The sequence below is a fragment of the Parahoeflea alexandrii genome (assembly GCF_027214025.1).
Classification (GTDB): domain Bacteria; phylum Pseudomonadota; class Alphaproteobacteria; order Rhizobiales; family Rhizobiaceae; genus Hoeflea; species Hoeflea alexandrii_A.
In genome coordinates this window covers 1-1,070 of the sequence record NZ_JAPWHB010000026.1, presented here as the reverse complement: position 1 = coordinate 1,070, position 1,070 = coordinate 1, and the positions used below count along the sequence as shown (strand labels likewise).

Annotated in this window: 1 protein-coding gene; it reads right to left on the bottom strand. The window is 61.2% G+C overall.

Annotation, left to right across the window (positions count from 1 at the left end; all coding sequences use genetic code 11):
• Nucleotides 1–371: 371 nt before the first annotated feature.
• Nucleotides 372–1,070 (bottom strand): methyl-accepting chemotaxis protein (locus tag O4H62_RS26270; protein WP_269391845.1); only part of this gene is annotated, 699 nt, incomplete at its 5' end.

The following is a 1,070-nucleotide window of genomic DNA, read 5'->3' as shown; positions in this document are numbered from 1 at the left end:
AACTGGGCGATGTTGAGATCCTGAGCAGCGCTCAGTCGTTCGGCGGGACCGTGAAGCGCATTGCTCCAGTCGGCATTGACGTTAGCCAGACTCAGGATGCTGTAACCTGCGGTGCCGACCAACATGAGGATGACGAGGCTGAAAGCCAGTGCAAGCTTGAGTTTGATAGTAAAGCGCATCTTCGTGATGTCCTTGTGGAAATAGATTGTGGAAAGTGAGCCGCACTCGCCCCGCGACAGGCCGGAGGTACGTCGGTGTCATTGCTTTCATTTTTGCCCGCCAAGGATATGAACCATCTCTCGGTAGCGCTCATGCGCCGGGAATGACTGGCCCGCGTCGCGCGCCAGTCAGATGCTTGTCAGTCAGTCAGATCAGGCGCTCTGCCTGAAGTCGGCGTCGTCGCTGTCCGGTCCACCCATCGCCATATCGATGGAGAAGCCATTGGGCTTTGCGGTGGATGTGGCCTTGGGCTTGGCTACAGGGTGCTTCGCCGGCATGCCTGAAGCCATCTTGGCCGCGGTTTGCTTGAGCTGCTTGACCTGACTGTTGCTGGTTGTGCGAGCTGCGTTGTCGACCTTGAAGAAGGCGATGGATGCCTGAAGCTCTTCGGCCTGCGCCGCGAGCTCTTCGGACGTCGCCGACATCTCCTCAGATGCGCCAGCGTTCTGCTGGGTCACCTTGTCGAGCTGCTGGATCGCCTCGTTGATCTGCGAGGAGCCGATATCCTGCTCGCGGCAGGCGGCCGAGATCTCCGCGACCAGTTCGGCGGTCTTGCGGATGTCGGGCACCAGGCGGGTCAGCATTTCGCCGGCCTGAGTGGCAACCGAGACGGTCTCACCGGAGAGGCCCGAAATTTCAGCCGCTGCCGCCTGGCTGCGCTCGGCAAGCTTGCGCACTTCGGAAGCCACGACCGCAAAGCCCTTGCCATGTTCGCCGGCGCGTGCCGCTTCGACGGCTGCGTTCAGCGCAAGCAGGTCGGTCTGGCGGGCGATTTCCTGAACGATGGAAATCTTCTCTGCGATGGTGCGCATGGCGTTCACGGCGCGGTCCACGGCATTGCCGCTTTCCTC